At 63.0% G+C, this 16899-nt stretch carries 12 protein-coding genes; 9 read left to right on the forward strand and 3 right to left on the reverse strand.

Going from position 1 to position 16899, the window contains the following annotated elements; genetic code table 11:
- Positions 1–78 precede the first annotated feature (78 nt).
- The 5 genes from K1X71_11820 to K1X71_11840 all read left to right on the forward strand — a co-directional run bounded on the left by K1X71_11820 (position 79) and on the right by K1X71_11840 (position 8338).
- A complete protein-coding gene (locus K1X71_11820; protein ID MBX7073826.1) occupies positions 79–432 on the forward strand; it encodes a VOC family protein in 354 nt (117 codons plus the stop codon).
- Between the two features lie 142 nt (positions 433–574).
- Positions 575–1834, forward strand: a complete 1260-nt coding sequence (locus K1X71_11825) for a PEP-CTERM sorting domain-containing protein (protein MBX7073827.1) — start codon at positions 575–577, stop codon at positions 1832–1834.
- A 76-nt stretch (positions 1835–1910) separates the two neighbouring features.
- Positions 1911–3086, forward strand: coding sequence for an acyl-CoA dehydrogenase (locus K1X71_11830; protein ID MBX7073828.1), 1176 nt, complete (start codon positions 1911–1913; stop codon positions 3084–3086).
- Between the two features lie 36 nt (positions 3087–3122).
- Entirely contained in the window at positions 3123–4268 is a 1146-nt protein-coding gene (locus tag K1X71_11835; protein MBX7073829.1) for an acyl-CoA/acyl-ACP dehydrogenase, read from the forward strand.
- Between the two features lie 119 nt (positions 4269–4387).
- Positions 4388–8338: a TIM barrel protein gene (locus tag K1X71_11840; GenBank protein ID MBX7073830.1), complete on the forward strand. Its 3951-nt coding sequence runs from the start codon at positions 4388–4390 to the stop codon at positions 8336–8338.
- Between the two features lie 58 nt (positions 8339–8396).
- Here K1X71_11840 and K1X71_11845 read toward each other — a convergent pair whose 3' ends face one another.
- Positions 8397–9848, reverse strand: a complete 1452-nt coding sequence (locus K1X71_11845) for a PQQ-like beta-propeller repeat protein (GenBank protein MBX7073831.1) — start codon at positions 9846–9848, stop codon at positions 8397–8399.
- 84 nt (positions 9849–9932) lie between these two features.
- Entirely contained in the window at positions 9933–12371 is a 2439-nt protein-coding gene (locus tag K1X71_11850) for a penicillin acylase family protein (GenBank protein MBX7073832.1), read from the reverse strand.
- Positions 12372–12576: 205 nt separating this feature from the next.
- Between K1X71_11850 and K1X71_11855 the strand changes: the two genes are divergently transcribed.
- The 4 genes from K1X71_11855 to K1X71_11870 are packed head-to-tail and all read left to right on the forward strand — an operon-like array spanning position 12577 to position 15991.
- A complete protein-coding gene (locus K1X71_11855; GenBank protein ID MBX7073833.1) occupies positions 12577–14034 on the forward strand; it encodes an ATP-binding protein in 1458 nt (485 codons plus the stop codon).
- A complete protein-coding gene (locus tag K1X71_11860) occupies positions 14027–14974 on the forward strand; it encodes a metallophosphoesterase (protein ID MBX7073834.1) in 948 nt (315 codons plus the stop codon). Before K1X71_11855 ends, K1X71_11860 begins: the two co-directional genes overlap by 8 nt.
- Entirely contained in the window at positions 14967–15323 is a 357-nt protein-coding gene (locus K1X71_11865; GenBank protein ID MBX7073835.1) for a hypothetical protein, read from the forward strand. The genes K1X71_11860 and K1X71_11865 overlap by 8 nt, the downstream gene beginning before the upstream one ends.
- Positions 15320–15991, forward strand: a complete 672-nt coding sequence (locus tag K1X71_11870) for a DNA repair protein (protein MBX7073836.1) — start codon at positions 15320–15322, stop codon at positions 15989–15991. The genes K1X71_11865 and K1X71_11870 overlap by 4 nt, the downstream gene beginning before the upstream one ends.
- Here K1X71_11870 and K1X71_11875 read toward each other — a convergent pair.
- Positions 15988–16899 (reverse strand): urease accessory protein UreD, encoded by a 912-nt coding sequence (locus K1X71_11875; protein ID MBX7073837.1) that lies wholly within the window; start codon positions 16897–16899, stop codon positions 15988–15990. The genes K1X71_11870 and K1X71_11875 overlap by 4 nt on opposite strands.

Genomic DNA, 16899 nt, shown 5'->3' on the forward strand with positions numbered 1-16899 from the left:
GTGTTGGGAACCGAACTACGGCGCGGCGTATTCAGCAACGCTCGTTTGCCGCAGCGCAGCACCGATTTGGGAGCAACCATGAAGGTTCGTCGCATCGTCGCCAACTTGGAATGTCAGAACCTGGAAGCGGCTTCGGCCTTTTACCAAACCCTGCTTGGTCTCGACGTCCTAATGGATCACGGCTGGATCAAGACCATCGGCTCCGATGAAAGGATGACCGTGCAATTCAGCTTGGTCAGAGAGGGGGGATCGGGAGCTTCGGTTCCCGACCTTTCCATCGAAGTCGACGACCTATCTACAGCGTTGGAACGAGCCAGACAGCTTGGTATTCCCATCGTGTACGGACCCGCCGTCGAACGATGGGGTGTCCGCCGTTTCTATGTTCGCGACCCGCTCGGCAAGCTCATCAATATCCTGGAACACCAACGCTGACCGGCCTGCAAGCGCTTTGACGCAAGGAAAACCAATTCGTCGCGGCCCGATTTGACGCGCCCGCGCCGCCAGCGTTCAATAGCGGCGCGATCTAAGCACGGGCGATCCAGGGCGCCGGTGTGTCAAGCTGTGGAAAGCGATCATGCTCAGCCAGAATCACTCGCTACGCCTCTGCGCTCTAGTGTCGCTCTTGGCCTGCGCCGCGCACTCGCGCGCCGCGCTCCCCGAGTTGGGAATCCTCGGCGATAGCCTCAGCGACGAATACACCGAGGCTTCCTATGGCGCCTATGCTCAGAACTGGCCCATCCAACTCGTCGATTATCGTGGCATCGATCTTGGCCCCACGGCAGCCGAAGCCGGTCAGCCGGGCAACACATGGGGCGAGCCACGACGCCGCGGCTACCAGCAAAACTGGGCCCGCGCCGGCGCCACAACTTCCAGCGTCCTCTCCAGTGGCCAGCACACCGGATTGACCGCGATGATACCAACCCATGGCATCGCCCATGCGCTTTTGGTAATCGGCGCCAACGACTTCGCCCCCGGCAGTTCGGCATATAACAGCATCTACAGCGGTTCGTGGTCCGCCGCGCAGATTCAGAATTATGTCGACGGCCGCCTCGCCAACGTCAACACTGCGCTCGACACCGTGCTTCCCACCGGAGTGAACTTTATTCTCGCCAGCTTCCCAGACTATTCTGTCGCCCCCAGCGTCGAGGCCTCGTACCCCAACGCCGCCCAACGCGAACTGGTCACCACCGTGATCGCCGGCATCAACTCTCAACTCGAACAGATCGCCGCCGACCGCCATATTGTCTTCGCCGACCTGTTCGCGTTCTCAAAAACCGCCTTCGGCACGAACGCTGCTCCAATCAACTCTGTCACGGTGGGGGGCAACGTTATCAACTTGAACGGCGCCGGTGTGGCGGGCGCCAACGGCTTTGTCGGCGATGGCATTCACCCTCACACTGTCTTGCAGGGGATGCTCGCCAATCTGTTTCTCGAGGGCTTCAACACCGGCTACAAGGCCAATGTGCCGCTCTTCTCCGAGGCCGAACTAGTCGCGCATGCCGGCCTGCCTTATTCGGCGGACACTCTGCCCGCGGCGCTCGCCGACATGGCGCCGTTCATTCACAGTTACGTGCCCCAAGATGGCGATGCCAATGGCGACGGCGCAATCGACGGCGCCGACTACACGATTTGGGCCGACCATTTCCAAGACACGGGCAAGGGCTTTGCCCGCGGCGACTTCACCGGCGACACCATCGTCGATGGCGCTGACTACACGATTTGGGCCGACAATTTTTCTTCCGGCGAGGCGCTCGCCATCCCCGAGCCCGCGTCCATTTTATTGGCGGCTTTGGGCGCATTGGCGCTCGTGGCGCTCGCTCGCCAGCGCGGCTGATTGCGTCCACGCTCGCGCATCGGCATAATCCGACCACTGCAAGTGATGGCCGAAACGCGCTACTCGCGAGGACTGCATGGATCTGAGCCTTTCGCCCGCCGAACGGGCATTTCGTGACGAACTGCGCGCCTGGCTGAAAGCCAATCCGCCAAACATCGAGGCGCCCGGCTCACACGCCGAATCCGACGCCGGGTATATCGCCGCGCTGCGCCGTTGGCAGCGGCAACTCTTTGATGGGGGCTGGTCGGGCGTGGCCTGGCCCAAAGAGTATGGCGGACGCGGCGCCAGCCTGGTTGAACAGTCGATCTTTCAAGAAGAGATGGCCGCCGCCGGCGCCCCCGAGTTGATCGGCGTCATCGGTCTGTCGCTGGCCGGGCCCACCATCATGGCCGTCGGCACGCATGAGCAGAAAAGCCGCTATCTGGCGCCAATTTTGTCAGCCGACGAAATCTGGTGTCAAGGTTTCTCCGAGCCGAACGCCGGCAGCGACCTTGCCGCGCTCGGCACCAAGGCGGTGCGCGACGGCGACGACTTTGTCATCAATGGCCAGAAGATCTGGACCAGTTTCGCCCACTTCGCCGATTGGTGCCTGTTGTTGGTCCGCACCGACGCCAGCGGCGCCAAGCATCAAGGCATCACCTGCCTCTTGGTCGACATGCGCACGCCCGGAATTGAAGTGCGCCCCTTGCGCATGATGACGGGCGAATCGGCGTTTAACGAAGTCTTCTTCACCGACGTGCGCGTAGCCGCCTCGCAGGTGCTTGGCAAAATCAATGAAGGTTGGGGCGTGGCGATCACGGTGCTGATGAACGAGCGCGCCAACCTGGGCTCCGGGTTGTACGCCTTGTTCCACCGCAACTATAAGGCCCTGCTGGGGCGGCTTGCCAAGATGCGGCGCCACGGCCGGCCCGCGCTCGACGATCCTTTGGTCCGCCAGAAGTTGGCGCAGGTGCATATCGAACTCGAAATCTTTCGCCACAACACCAATCGCGCTCTCACCAGCCAAATGAAGACTGGCGTCCCCGGCGCCGAAGGCTCGATTCAAAAGCTCTACTGGAGCGAGTTCAATCAGCGCATGACCCAAACCGCGATGGAACTGCTCGGGCCAGACGCCCAACTCGCCGAGTGCGACGACGGTCTGTGGAACTATCAATATCTGCGCTCGCGCGGCAACACCATCGAGGCGGGCACAAGCGAAGTGCAGCGCAACATCATCGCCCAGCGCGTGCTGGGACTGCCGCGCAGCGCCTGAAGACTCGAACCCTACGAAAACAGAACCGAGTGATCGATGGAATTTGATCTATCCTCCACGCAAAAGATGATGCAGCAGGCGGCGCGGACCTTCTTGACCAAGGAGTGCCCCACCCAGCGCGTCCGCGAACTGATGGCTACCGACCACGCGTTCGACTCGCGACTTTGGTCCGCCATGGCCGAGCAAGGTTGGCTAGGCGTCGCCATCGACGAAGGGCAGGGGGGGCTTGGACTCTCGGCTCTGGAACTGGCGGTCATCGCCGAAGAAATGGGACGCGCCTGTTTGCCCGGACCTTTCATTACGCATGTCTGGGCCAGTTCGTTGCTCGCGGCGGCGCCGCAAGCCATGTCCGCCAAGTCGCTCCCTCAACTATGCGCGGGCGAGCGTCGCGCGGCGGTCGCTCTGTTAGAGAAAGACCCCAGTTGGTCGTCCGCCGCCGTGCAAATGCAAGTCGCGCGCGACGGCGGCCAGTTGCTACTCGATGGCGTCAAGCGACTGGTCTCCGATGCCGCCACCAGCGATCTGCTCCTGTGCGTGACGCGGGACGAAAGCGGCTTGGTAGTTTTGTGCGTTGACGCCAAGGCGCCGGGAGTGAGTATTCGACCGACGCCCGGTATCGATGAAACGCGCAAGCTCTATGAGGTCAGCTTCGCAGGAGTCAAGCTGCCGGCCGACGCCGTGCTCTGCCGCGGCGCCGCAGCCGAACAAGCGCTGGCCCGCGCCACGCAGTTGGCCACCGTTGCCGTTTGCGCAGAACTGGTCGGCCTGATGGCCTGGGCGCTGGAGACGTCTGTCGAATATGTGAAGACGCGCCAGCAGTTCGGCCGAACGGTCGGCTCGTTTCAAGCGGTGCAGCAGCTTTGTGTCGACTCGCTGTTGCTGTTGGAAAGCGCTCGCTCGGCCACTTACTTCGCGGCCTGGGCCGTGGCTAACTCCGATCCCGCCGCCGCGGCCGCCGTCTCGGCCGCCAAGGCCTATGCCTCTGACGCCGCGCGCGAGGCGCTCAACCGCGCAATTCAATCGCACGGCGGCATCGGCTTCACCTGGGAGCACGACCTGCACCTGTACTACAAGCGAGCAAAGTCGAACGAAATCCTCTTCGGTGACGCCACGTTTCACCGCGAGGAGGTGGCCCGCCTGGCGATCGATCCCCAGCGCCAGGCCTTGGCCAGCGCTGGCTAAGGGGCGCTGGCCGCTGTTGGATTTGGTGTCCGCGATATGGCGCTTCTTCAATCGAGGGGCGCCGCAGTTCATGCTGTAGTCACCGCTGCCGTCTGCTCAATCCTCCTAATCAGGTCGCAATGAACCGAAGTCGCTTCATCCTGTGGGCTGTCCTTGTCGCCCTAACGATCAATTTGCTTGCCGCGTCGGCTTTGGCGGACACCGCGCTTTTCGATCGCCAGAATCTGGTCGCCTGGTGCATTGTTCCGTTCGACGCCGCCAAGCGCTCGCCCGAACAGCGCGCGGCGATGCTCGCTAAGCTCGGCATAACGCAACTGGCCTACGATTGGCGCGACGAACATATCCCGCAGTTCGATGAAGAGGTCGCGGCCATGCGCCGCCACGGCGTGCGCATCACGGCGTGGTGGATCGCCCCGCCCGACCTCAACGAAGCGAACCGCAAGATTCTGGATGTCGTCCGCCGGCATCAACTCAAGCTGCAGTTCTGGGCGCTGGTCGGCGACCCCGACCCCAACCTCCCCCAAATCGATAAGGTTCGCCGCGCCGCCGACGCGCTGCGCCCGCTGGCCGCCGAGGCCAAGCAACTGGGCTGTCAGGTCGGCCTATACAATCATGGCGGCTGGTTCGGCGAGCCAGAGAACCAACTCGAAGTGCTCCAGGCGATCGGTCTGGACAACGTCGGGCTGGTCTACAACCTGCATCACGGCCACGCGCATCTCGATCGCTTCCCCGCGCTCTTGGCCAAGATCAAGCCGCATCTGTTGGCTATCAATCTCAATGGCATGACGCCGCGCGGCGATGAGCAAGGCAACAAAATCCTGCCGATCGGCGTCGGCGAGCTTGATCTCCAATTGCTCACAACGATCCGCGACAGCGGCTATCAAGGTCCTATCGGCATCCTCAACCACACCGATCTCGACGCCGAGGCCCGCCTGACCGACAACTTGGCCGGGCTGGATTGGCTCGTCAAACAATTGCGTGGCGAGGCGGCTGGTCCGCGTCCCAAAATGTCGACCTACGACCCGCCGAAGCCCGCGCCCGCCGCCGACGATCATTCGGCCGCCGAGCGCGCCCAGATCGAGCAGCTACTCGCCGCAGCACGCCAAGAAGGCGATCTTGCCCGCGGCGCCGCAGTCTTTGCCTCGCAACAGTTTGCCTGCGTCTCTTGTCATCGCGTGGGAGAACACGGCGGCGCCATCGGCCCCGAATTGACCAGGCTCGCCGCGACCACTGCGCCCGATCAGATTGTCGAGTCGCTTCTCTGGCCTAAGCGGCAGGTCAAGCCGGAGTTCGTCGCCACGGCCATCGCCACCACCTCTGGCAAGCTGCACCAGGGATATATTGTCCGCGAGAACGATGCCGAAGTTGTGCTGCGCGATGCCACGACCGCCGAAGAATTGACGTTGGCTGCAGGCGACATTGAGCAGCGGCAATCGATCGGCACGCTCATGCCCGACGGCCTCAGCGCCGGCATGACCAACCAGCAGCGCCGCGACGTTGTGCGCTTTTTGCTCGAACTGGGTCGCGGCGATGCCAGGCAGCTTGCGCAGATGGTTGGCCTCGCGCATCAGCCCGCTTCGTTCGTCTGCGACTTTGGACCGCTGGAGCCCGATCAGTGGCGTTACGAGCGGCATCACGTCAATCGCGACCGCCTCTACGACTTCTACGCCAAGGAGGCCGATTACTTTCGCGACCTCCCCTTTGCGGTGGCCATCTTGCCGGCGTATCCCGGCATCGACGGTGGCCGCTATGGCCATTGGGGTAATCAAGACGAGCAGTTCTGGCGCGACGATCGCTGGAACCGGATGGATTGCGGACCGGTTCGTTGCGGCATTTTTCGGCATGGCGAACTGGTTGTTCCGCGCGCCGTCTGCGCGCAGCTCAATGTTCCGGCTGGCGCCGCGGTCTGCTTCAATTCCCAAACAATGCGCTACGAGTTCGGCTGGCAAGGCGGGTTTGTCAACTATTCCGCGGTGCGACATGGATTTCTCGACGGGCTCGCCATCGCCGGCGCGCCGCTGCCTCTCAGCGCCGCGGCGCCTCCGGCGGGCAAGCTGAGATACCGTGGATACTACCGCCACGCCGATCGTGTGCTGTTCGCCTACGATGTCGATGGACACCGCTACCTTGATGCGCCTACATTCGTGGACGGCCAATTCAAATCGATTGTCGCTCCCGCCGACGAGCATCCAGACGCCGGCCTCACGCGCGGCGGGCCAGCGCAGTGGCCCCAGGTGATTGAAACGAGCGGTCGGCTCGCCACCGAGCTAGGCGCGTACGTCATCGACACCATCGAGCCGCCCACCAAGAATCCCTGGAACGCGCTCTTCTTTTTTGGCGGGCACGATTTTCTGCCCGACGGCTCGGCCATGCTCTGCACCATGCACGGCGACGTCTGGCACGTCACCGGACTCAACGCCGATCTCCAGCGCGTGCGCTGGAAGCGCTTCGCTGCCGGCCTGCACCACCCCCAAGGCCTGGTGGTGGTAGGCGATGCGGTGTATGTGCTGGGTCGCGATCAAATCACGCGCCTTCACGACCTCAACGGCGACGACGAGGCCGACTACTACGAATGCGTCAGCCAGGCGTATGAAACCTCGCCGGCCGGACACGACTTTATCTGCGGTCTCGAACGCGATCCTTCCGGCGATTTCTACACCGTGTCGGGCAATCAAGGATTGCTGCGCGTCAGCGCCAATGGCGAGCGCGCCCAGGTGTTGGCCACCGGCTTTCGCAACCCCGATGGATTTGGCCTGGTGCCCGATGGCGGCATCACGGTGCCTTGCTCCGAAGGGGAGTGGACCGCCACCTCGATGATCTGTCTTGTGCCGCCGTCTGCGCCAGATGGCGTCATTCCGCACTACGGCTATCGCGGGCCGATCAACGGTCAGCCACCGCAGCTACCGCTCGTTTATCTGCCGCGCGGTCTAGACAACTCCAGCGGCGGCCAGATCTTCGTGAACAGCGATCGCTTTGGACCGCTATCTCGTCAACTCATTCATTTTTCTTATGGCGCCGGAACCAGCTTTTTGGTGCTGCGCGACGACGTTGCCGGACAGCCACAAGGCGCCGTAGTGCCGCTGCCGGGCGACTTTGCCTCGGGCCCGCATCGTGGTCGCGTACATCCGCTGGATGGTCAACTCTATGTTTCCTGCATGGGAGGCTGGGGAACCTACACCGCCGCGGACGGTTCGTTCGAACGCGTTCGTTTCACCGGCCAGCCAGCGCAATTGCCACTGGCTTTTCACGTGCATCAAAACGGCGTCCGCGTCACCTTCTCCCAGCCGATCGATTCGACTCTCGCCAGCGACATCAAAAGCCATTTCGCGCAGGCCTGGAACTACCGCTATAGCTCGGCCTACGGCTCGGCCGAGTATGTCCCCTCGCATCCTGGCGCGGTCGGCCACGACCGACTGGAGATCACCGGCGCCCACGCGCTGCCGGACGGCCGCAGCCTGTTTTTGGAAATGCCGGGATTACAGCCTGTCAATCAACTCCATTTTCGCATGCGCGTCAGCGGGGCGGCGCCGCAAGAACTGTACGCCACGGTCCATCGGCTCGGTGAGCCCTTCACCGACTACAAGGGCTACTCGCCACGCGACAAGATCATCGCCACGCATCCCCTGCTTTCCGATCTGGAGATGCTCGCCCGGCCACCAGAGCCTAACCCCTGGCACGCGGCGATTGATGGCGCGCGCGAATTGCGAGTCGAGGCGGGCAAGAACCTCACCTTCGTCACGCGCTCGCTAACTGCCAGGCCCGGCGAGCCCATCAAGCTGGTCTTTGCCAATCCCGATGTCGTGCCGCACAACTGGGTGCTTGTTCGGCCAGGGTCGCTCCCCCGCGTGGGCGATCTGGTCAATCGGCTAGTCGCCGATCCCGAAGCCGCGCGACGACACTACGTTCCCCAGTCAGACGATGTGCTTGCCTACACCGACATTGTCCCACCGACTCAAGAGTTTGTGATCTACTTCCACGCGCCGCGGCAGCCCGGCCAATATCCCTTCCTTTGCTCGTTTCCGGGGCATTGGATGGTGATGAATGGTCTGCTCAGCGTTGCAGCAGAGTAAACTCACGCCGCTCCGACCAGCGGCAAGGCAGGGCAGGGGGGGCCGCGCAGCGCGCGCTTCAATTGGCCTTCGGCCCGATCGCGTACAGTGCGTCAACGCCGCGCAACAGCAGCAGGTCGCCGGCCACCGCCACGCTCGACCAAAAGGTGTCGTCCAGTTTGTTGGTGTCAAGCACCTTCAGTTCCGGTCCCGGCGCCAACACAAAGGTCTGGCCGTCCTCATCGAGACAGAACACTTTGCCGTCGTATCCCCAGGGAGACGAGGTAAAACTCCTGGCGCCGTCGATCCGTTGGCGGTAATGCTCCTTGCCGGTCGCCGCGTCATAGCAACCGACGATGCCGCCCCCTTGATCCAGGATGTACAGGCAGTTTTCATACAAGAGCGGCGAGGCCATGGGCGGCCCCGAACGCTGAATCTTCCACGCCACTCCGGCGTTGGAAGTTTCTTCTTTGCCAATCGAAATGTCGCCGCTGGCGCCCGCCTTCACCGCGACCAATGGCCCCAGTCCGCCAGGCCCTCCGCCAACGCCAAGATACAACAACTCGTCGCTGGCGACCGGCGTCGCCGAGCAGCGGCCCCGCACGCCCGCCATTTCCCACAGCAACTTGCCGTCAGCCGGGTCATAACCCCGCATCTGGCGCCCGCCAGCCGTCACCAGTTCGGTGCGCGCCTTGTTCTTCCAAATGAACGGCGTCGACCAGTTTGATTTTTCCTCGCGCTCCACGCGCCACAATTCATCGCCGCTGCGCTTGTCGAGCGCCACCAGAAACGACTCGCGCTCGTTGTCGCATTGAATGAATAGCCGATCTTCGTAAAGCGCCGGCGAGCTACCGGTCCCCCAGCCAAACATCATCGGAAAATTACCCAGGTCCTTCTTCCACAGCAGCTTGCCCTCCATGTCGTAGCAATACAGTCCGGTCATGCCAAAGTAGGCGTACACGCGTTCGCCGTCGGTGACGGGCGTCTCCGAGGCGTAGGTGTTCGTCCGATGGATCGGCAACGTCGGCTTGCCTTCGTGCGCCGTTTGATCCCACAGCACCTTGCCTGTCTTTCGATCCAGGCACAGCACATGCCATTGAAACACCTTGTCGGACTGTCCGACGCTGCCATGCGGATTTCCTCGCCCAGAGCGTTCGCGCGGCTTGTCGGCTTTGCTATCGGCCTTGGTCTCTGGATCGTCGGCGGCGGACTTCGGCGTGGTAGCTTCGCTGCGGCTTCCCGCGCGCCGGCCGCCTCCCGCCTGACCCACCGCCGGCATCGACTGATCTTCGGTCACCGCAGTCGTCAAATAGATGCGGTCGCCCCAGGCGATCGGCTGCGACCACGCCGCCCCGGGCAGATCGACCTTCCAGGCAATGTTCTGGTTCGGCCCCCAATCGGTCGCCAGATGCGTACCCTCGGGCAGTCCGGCCGCATTGGGTCCGCGAAACTGCGGCCAGTTCTCGGCCAGCGCCGGCAGCGTGACCAGGCTCAATAGCGCCACTGTTGCGACAGCAATGCGAGACGGCATGAAAAGTCCCTTGAACAAGCTCATGAGAGTTAGGCCAAACTACCTGAACACCACCGCGCCGGCGAAGTTCTGCTTGTAGGCGCGTCAACTCTTGGCCGGCTTCAATACCAAAGTGTTCACTGTCTTCCCGGGCAAGAAAGGGGTCTTCTCGCCATGCGCCCAAGCGGCGTGCCCGTCTCCATAGTGAGGCGATAGCGGATGCCCGCTCTGACCGCACGGCATGTGAAAATAGCCTTCGCTCTCGCGTCCGGGAGACACCGCCATCCGCTGCGACGCGCCGGCACTTTGCGTTTGAATCCTCGGCATGTCCGATGGGCTGCCCGACAGCGGCTCGGCCGGCATGTCGAGCCAGCGCGACAGCCTCGGCACGGCGCGACTCAGCGGGTGTTGAATCTTGGCGGTGTTGAACGCGCCCCAGGTGTAATCCGCTAGCTTGGCGCCATCGGCGGTCGCTTCGTCAATCTGTTGATCGACAACCGATAAGATTTGTTCGTCCCAACTCTTGAACTTTGGGTTGAGCAGGTGCGCCGGCTTCTCGCTGACCAGTCGCCATGCCGGTCCTTCTGAAAACTCCAGCCGCGACAGCTTGAAGTCGGGCTTTACCGCGCGGCAGCGCGCCGTGACAGGCTCGAATATCTCGTCCGTCACGGCAATCCGAAATTCTCGCACCAGCCGATAGCCCACCGAGTCGACCGCTGCCCGCGCGCCCCACTTTTCGACGAAGTCTCGATACTCCTGTCGCTCGGGCCGGTTGGCGACCGCCTCGCTGTTCAAGGTGTCGAGCAGCAACTTCTGCCAGCGCTCCAAGAATGGCGCGCGATCATCAAGCTGAATCTTCAGCATGTCCGCTTCGCTGGCCTTGTCGATTGCCAAGAGATCGTCGCGAATTTGCTTGGCTCGCGCCCCCAGGTCGTAGCCGCCGTCGCCCAACGTCTTGTACATGTCGCCGCTCACCACGCGCGCGTTGGCGGTCCAGATGCGTCCCTCCGGCGGCGCCACCACCTTGGGATACTCCTCCGGTTCCAGCCAGCCATCCCAGCGGCGCGTGCCATCGGCCCAAGAGCCGGGCAGTCGGCCATCGAACCCCACGCGCCGCGGCATCCGCCCCATGATCGTCCAGCCAATGCGGCCGTCTTTGTCCGCCACGGTGAAGTTCTGCGCCGGCGATCCACACTGGTTGGCGATCCGCATCGCCTCTTCCAGAGTCTTTGCCCGTTCCAGGCTCATGAGGTGCAGATTCACCCCCTCGGGATCATGCGCCACCCAGCGCTGCGCTCGCGACCTCCCCTGACTGTCCTTGTCAATGATCGGTCCCCAGATGGTCGACACAATTTCGAGCGTCTCGCTGGGTTGACCCGCCACCGCGATCGTCTCTTGGTGATGCTCGTACTTGCGTGGACCGTCGGGCGTGAGATACGACTCGGGATCGTTCGGGTCGGGTTCGATCACCACCAAATCGACCCAATCCCCCTCGCTGTTTGTGAATCCCCAGGCCACATGCCCGTTGCTGCCGACCACAATGGCGGGCGCGCCCGGCAGTGTCACGCCAGTGATACTGTTTTCGCCGCCGTTCTCATCGGGCCATACAAACCTCGCGCGATACCAAATGTTGGGCACGGCGATTCCCAGGTGCATGTCGTCCGCCACAATCGCGCCGCCATGCTTGGTGTGCGTTCCCGCCACCGCCCAATTGTTGCTCCCCAGGTGCGCGCCAAAATGGCGGTCGGGGTCGTTCCAGTTAAAGATCGACAAGGCGGGCTGCGGCCTTTCAACGAGCGCCACCGCTTTGACGATCGGTTCTTGGCGCAAGTCAAACACCTCCGGTCCCGGAATTGCTGGCGTGGCAAACACTTCGCCATCCAGCGGCGCGTCCCATTCGGTGCCGCGCGGCGCCAGAAAGTCGGCCATCTCCCCCGGCAGGGTCGCCGCCAGCAAGCTGTGCGCAGCCTCGTGTCGGGCATCACTTCCTTGCAGATCGAGATACATCGAAAACGACACCAACACTGTGTCCTCGGAGGTCCATGGCTTGGGCGTGATCCCCATTGCCAGGTATTCAAACGGCAAGTTGCCCAAGGCCGCCAAGCCGTCGTTCACGCCGCGCGTATACACCTCGCCAATTGCTCGCTCCTCGGGCGACGCCGCTTCCACCACGGCCTTCGACACCTGCCGAAATCGATGGATGCGCACTTCGCGATCATGATCCACCAGCGCCGGGCCGATCATCTCGGCCAACTCGCCCGCCGAATTGCGTCGCAACAAATCCATCTGAAAGTAACGCTCCTGCCCATGCAGAAAGCCTACCGTGTACGCCAGGTCTTCGCGGTTCTTGGCGCGGATGGTCGGCACTCCCAGCCCGTCGCGCTCCACCACCACCTGCTCGCGCAGACCGGGCAGCAGGAGTTCGCCGTCAAGCTGTGGCAAACTGCTGGCGACTTGCCTTCGCACCCACCAGGCCCCCGTGGCCACCGCAGCCAACAGCAGTACCAGCACAATCAACGAGCCGCGGATCAAAAACTTCCGCATGATACGAGCGCTCCCAAGCTTCGGTAGACGATTACGACAACAACTCCCCCTAGCTGAGACAGATAGTTTGCGCTCGTCCGCCCCAAAAGGGAAACATTTGTCCGGCGCCTTGTGGAAAGGGCCTCTTGCAACCTCGTCTACACATGTCATCCTAAAACCCTCGGGGCAGGCCCTTTGCTGGCCCCAGGCGTCAAGGAATGTCGAATTGATCACGCGCATCGAACTGCGCAACTTCATGTCGCACGAGCACACGGTGATCGAGCCCGCCGCCGGGCTTACCGTGATCGTGGGCCCCAACAACTGCGGCAAGAGCGCGCTGGTGGCCGCCCTCAAAGTGCTCTGCCAGAACGGGCGAAACAAGCACGTCGTTCGCCACGGCGCCAAGGAATGTTCGGTTGAGGTGCATACCAGCGACGGTCATAAGATTCGCTGGCGGCGCCGCAACGATTCGACCAGCTACTTAATCGACGATACGCCGTTCGATCGCCTCAAGACCGGCATTCCCGACCAGTTGCACCAACTGCTACGCCTGCCAGAGGTGCCGGTCAGCGACAAAGAGTCGTTCGATATTCATTTTGGCGAACAAAAGGCGCCGCTGTTTCTGATCAATTCACCGGCGTCGCACGCCGCGCAATTCTTCGCCTCGTCGTCCGACGCCAGTCGTTTGGTCGAAATGCAGCGCCTCCATCGCGAACGCAGCCAAGAAAAGCAACGCGAGAAAAAGCTGCTCGAACAACGTTCGCTGGCCCTGAGCGCCGAGTTGGAGACGCTTGAACCGGCTGTCGATCTGGAAGCGCGCGTTGAGTCGCTTGAGGCCGAACATCGTCAACTGGTCGCACTGCAAACGCGGGTTGACGCTGCCGCCGTCGCCTTGCGGACGTTGCAGGTTCACTCCCTTCGCACAGATCAACTCGATCAACATGTCACTTCACTTGCGCCGCTGGCGTCCCCGCCAATCCTCGCCGACACGGGCGTACTGGCCGCGCTCTGTGCTGCCCTGCACGCCGCGGATCGGAACTGCCAGCTTGCCGCGCAGCGTTCCGCGGCGCTGGACGCTGTCGCGGCGCCGCCAGAATTGGCCGACGAAGTCCCGCTGCAAACTCTCGCGACGAATATCGGCAAGCTAGCGCGCCAATCAAGCCGCTTGGCCGATCTGTCAGCGGCCGCCGTTCAATTGTCGCCTCCTCCACCGCTGGAAGACGTCCTCGCGCTGGAACGATTGATTCAACATTTGACGGTTGCGCAGCGCAACGAACATAGCGATCGGCAGCGTGAGTCGGTCTTGCGGTCGCTCACCGAGCCGCCGGCAACGTCCGACGAGGTCGCCTTGGCGGGCCTGATCTCGGCGATGAGGGATGCCGGGCGTCTTGCCAGCCAGCACGCCAGCCAGCTTGACATCGTTAGCAGAGTCGAGCCACTGCCGGCGCTAGCCGATCCCAGCGAGATCGCGCGACACTTGGACCACTGGAGTCAGGCGACCGTCGCGCTCGCCGAGTTGGAATCCGTGCTCGCCGAGTCCGCGGCCGACCTGGCCGCCGCCGCCGATGATCTGCGCCGCTGGGCCGCCGATCAAGGCGTGTGCCCCACCTGCGGCTCGCCGATCGATGGTGATGCGCTCCTTGCCAGCGCGGCCAGCGGCCGCCCGGAGCATCAGCATGGCTGAGCGCGACTATCAGGGACTGTTATTGATTGGCGACCCGCATCTCGAAGGCCGCGTGCCCGGCCACCGCAAGGACGAATACCCGCGCGTCATTCTCGATAAGCTCGCCTGGTGCCTCGACTACGCGCGTGGCGAGCGGCTGCTGCCGATCATCCTGGGCGACCTGTTCGACAAACCGCGCGACAACCCCACGTGGATGATCGGCGAACTGCTGTCGCTGTTCACCGGCGAGATCATCGGCCTGTACGGCAACCACGACTGCGCCGACCCTGCCCTCTGCGACCACGATTCGCTTAGCTTGTTGGTGCGCGCCGGTCGCCTGCGGTTAGTCGACGAAGCGTCCCCCTGGCGCGGCGAGATGAATGGCCGCTCGGTGGTGGTTGGCGGCTCCTCCTACCGCTGTCCCTTACTTAAGCAGTTTGACCCCCAGCGCAACGGCGACGCCGCACCGCCGCTGGTGGTGTGGCTGGCGCATCACGACATCTTGATCCCGGGCTACGACGCCGGGCGCGTCGTGCCGGTCGAAATTCCGGGCGTCGATCTGGTGGTGAATGGCCACATCCACCGTCGTCTCGAAGATATTCAAACCGGCGGCACGCTCTGGCTCACGCCCGGCAACATTAGTCGCCGCTCCCGCAGCGACGCCACCTGTGATCACACGCCCGCCGTGTTGCGCATCGACGTGAGCAAGGAGGCGTATCTTTGCTCGCATATCGAAGTGCCGCATCGGCCGTTCGACGAGGTCTTTCATCCGGCGGTGGCCGACGACGCGCCGGTCGACAGCCAATCGGCGTTTGTCGCCGGGCTGGCCGAATTGCAGGCGCGCCGCACCGCCAGCGGCGCCGGCTTGATCGACTTCTTGAAGCAGAACGTCGCTACCTTGGAAGGCGATGTCGCCGCCGAAATTCTCTCCCTGGCAAACGAGGTCACAGCACATGAGTAAGCGGGCCGCTACGCAATCCACCGCGCCGCCGAGCGCCGAACAACCCCAGAGTATGGAGCAGTTGCAAGATCGCTATCAGCGGCTGCATCGCAAGAAGATCGAAACCGAAACCGAGCTCAAGACCGCTCGCCGCCGTCTCGACGAGCTACAGGCCGAAGCCCGCGAAAAGTACGGCACCGACGATCTGGCCGCGCTGCAAGAAAAGCTGGCCGAGATGAAGTCCGAAAACGAGGCCAAACGCGCCGAGTATCAAAAGTCGCTCGATCAGATCGACGCCGACCTGTCTGAAGTCGAGTCGCGATTTGCCGCGACCGAAGCCGATCCGGCGGCCGAGGGCGCCCCCTCGTGACCACGCCCCAACTGTTGCCTACCGCTCCGCAAGCGGCGCGCAAACGCGTCGATCGCCTGGTCGCCGCGCGCGAGCAGCGCGTCCGCGAATCGCGCCGGTTGGCAAAACAATTCGACGAGCTGAACCGCTATCTGGAACTGGCGCCCAAAGTCTCCGAGGCGCTCGAAAAGATCAGCGAGCAACTATTTCAACAATTGCTGCGCGTCGTTGAGGAAAAACTCACCATCGCGCTCTCCGAGGTCTTGGAGCAGCCCATTCGACTCCGCGCCGAGGCGGGCTTCAAACACAAGGCCGCGTCGGTCGAGTTCTGGATCGAGCGCGACGGCAACAAAGAAGACATCATGCAAGGGCAGGGGGGCTCCGTCGCCAATATCCTCAGTGTGGGCCTGCGGATGTTCGCCTTGGCCACCCTCGACGATACTCTCCACCGTCGCTTTCTCGTCCTCGACGAGCAAGATTGCTGGCTCCGCCCCGATCTCGTTCCCCGGCTGGTCAAGATCGTGCGCGACGCCGGCCAAGCGCTCGGCTTTCAGGTCATCATGATCAGTCACCACGACATTTCGATCTTCGAACAATACGCCGACAAGTTGATTCAGCTTGTGCCAACCGTCGACGGCGTCGAGGTGCGCGAGCGCGCGGTCGATCCGATCGAGAGCGATCGCAACTAGCGCCAGGGAAATTCCGCCGGCACGGCGGCGCCCGCCACAATCGGCCGCACGCGTGACCAGAACTCCCGCACGCGCGCCTTGACCAGATGCGCCTCGGCGCCGAGCACCTTATAGATCAGGCCGGCGTCGTTCGGCAGTCGGCTGGCCCCCGCCGCCCAACCCTCCTCAGGGCGCCACTCGGCCGGCGTCTCGGCAAAGATCGCGTCGGCGTGCGCCTTGGGGGTCAGCAGTAGCACGTTGCCAAACACATCGAACGCCCCCATGCTTCCCGGCTGCCGCAATTCGTTTCGCGCCGGCTCAATCAAGAACTTCTCCACGAACAACTCGCGCTCTTCGCGCGCCGCGCTGACCGTGGATGAAAACAAATCATACTGATACAACTCGCCGTCGCCATAATACTTGCGTCCGCCCATGATGATCTCGGAGTAGAGCAGCGTGGCCGAGGGCGCGATCGAAACGGTGGTGTGCGTGTGAAAACGCGCGTGCCGATGCGGAATCACTGGGTCGGGCAGATACTCGAGATACGCGCCGTCGGCCAGCGAGATGTGTTGCGACTGCGCGGCGAAGTTGGCGTCCATTTCATGGATCTTCGTCGCCGCTTGCGTAGTGACGTGCGCCTGGGCCCCGGCCGCCAGTTCCATTTCGATCTCGTAGCGATCCCCCTGCAAGATTCCCCCCGAGTTGGTGATGATGAACACGCACGGCAGGCCCGGCATTTCCTCATCCCAATACAGCGCGCGCTGCACAATAAGCGGCGCGCGGCGAAACGCCTCAGTCAAAACCGTCCGCTCGCCGCGTCGCTCAAACGCCAAGCGCAGCCAAGCGTTCTTGCCAAACGATCCGCTGGGCAATTGCGGTGGTTCGTCTTGATAAGGCGCCAATTCGCGCGCGCCGTCCCAGGGCCGCAT

The organism is Pirellulales bacterium, from assembly GCA_019694455.1.
Classification (GTDB): Bacteria; Planctomycetota; Planctomycetia; order Pirellulales; family JAEUIK01; genus JAIBBY01.

Excerpts from the sequence above, each read along its gene's own strand:
- K1X71_11860 (MBX7073834.1), top strand. The coding sequence starts at position 14,027 with ATGGCTGAGCGCGACTATCAGGGACTGTTATTGATTGGCGACCCGCAT.
- K1X71_11845 (MBX7073831.1), bottom strand. The coding sequence starts at position 9,848 with ATGCCGTCTCGCATTGCTGTCGCAACAGTGGCGCTATTGAGCCTGGTC.
- K1X71_11875 (MBX7073837.1), bottom strand. The coding sequence starts at position 16,899 with ATGCGGCCCTGGGACGGCGCGCGCGAATTGGCGCCTTATCAAGACGAA.
- K1X71_11840 (MBX7073830.1), top strand. The coding sequence starts at position 4,388 with ATGAACCGAAGTCGCTTCATCCTGTGGGCTGTCCTTGTCGCCCTAACG.
- K1X71_11820 (MBX7073826.1), top strand. The coding sequence starts at position 79 with ATGAAGGTTCGTCGCATCGTCGCCAACTTGGAATGTCAGAACCTGGAA.
- K1X71_11830 (MBX7073828.1), top strand. The coding sequence starts at position 1,911 with ATGGATCTGAGCCTTTCGCCCGCCGAACGGGCATTTCGTGACGAACTG.
- K1X71_11850 (MBX7073832.1), bottom strand. The coding sequence starts at position 12,371 with ATGCGGAAGTTTTTGATCCGCGGCTCGTTGATTGTGCTGGTACTGCTG.
- K1X71_11825 (MBX7073827.1), top strand. The coding sequence starts at position 575 with ATGCTCAGCCAGAATCACTCGCTACGCCTCTGCGCTCTAGTGTCGCTC.
- K1X71_11865 (MBX7073835.1), top strand. The coding sequence starts at position 14,967 with ATGAGTAAGCGGGCCGCTACGCAATCCACCGCGCCGCCGAGCGCCGAA.
- K1X71_11835 (MBX7073829.1), top strand. The coding sequence starts at position 3,123 with ATGGAATTTGATCTATCCTCCACGCAAAAGATGATGCAGCAGGCGGCG.